This is a genomic window from Vibrio sp. 1288, assembly GCF_033344475.1.
This window is the reverse complement of sequence record NZ_JAWPOX010000265.1, coordinates 1-881: the sequence shown is the minus strand read 5'-3', so window position 1 is coordinate 881 and position 881 is coordinate 1. Positions and strand designations below refer to the sequence as shown.

Genomic DNA, 881 nt, shown 5'->3' with positions numbered 1-881 from the left:
CGATAGCCGAGTGGAAGCAAAACAAACAAGGCAAGCGCGGCAGACCTCGCCAATTCAGCGACTTAGCCATTACTACTGCACTGATGGTGAAACGCATATTCTCTATGCCGTTGAGAGCACTGCAAGGATTTCTAGACTCGGTATTTAAGCTGGCTAACATCCCGCTAGTTTGTCCCCACTACACCTGTATAAGCCGTCGAGCTAAGGAAGTTGAGGTTTCATCTAAAACTAAAACCAGAGGTGCGATACAACACCTAGCCATTGATGCCACTGGCCTCAAGGTTTATGGCGAAGGCGAATGGAAGGTCAAGAAGCATGGTACTGACGGGAAGCGTAGGGTTTGGCGTAAGCTGCATATCGCAGTAGATACTAGCACCCACGAAATAGTCGCAGCAGAGCTGAGCTTATCTAACGTAACCGATGCCGAAGTACTTCCCAACTTGCTTAAGCAGACACGTCGTAAAATCATTGAGATATCAGGCGATGGTGCTTATGACACAAGGAATTGCCATGATGCCATACGGCTCAAGCGAGCTGTTCCGCTCATTCCGCCACGAGAAGGGGCAGCCTTCTGGGAACGAGGACATCCTCGCAACTTAGCAGTGGGTTGCCAGAAGCTCTACGGCTCTAACAAGAAATGGAAAAAGCGGTATGGTTATCATAAGCGCTCGCTCTCAGAGACAGCAATGTATCGGGTAAAACAGTTGTTAGGTGGGAAATTAAGCCTGAGGGACTACAACGCTCAAGTTGGTGAGACTTACGCTATGATCAAAGCGCTGAATAAGCTTACAGGGCTAGGTATGCCTGAAACTCAGTATGTTGTTTAAGAACTGAACAACATGGGGCTACCATGTCTTCTCATCGAATTAAGCAACAAAGCC

General features: G+C 48.1%; 1 protein-coding gene. It reads left to right on the top strand.

All coding sequences use genetic code 11. The annotated features are described in order from the left end of the window. The coding region (locus R8O11_RS26125) for an IS5 family transposase (protein ID WP_318194726.1) at window positions 1-827 on the top strand (827 nt) is incomplete at its 5' end. Window positions 828-881 lie beyond the last annotated feature (54 nt).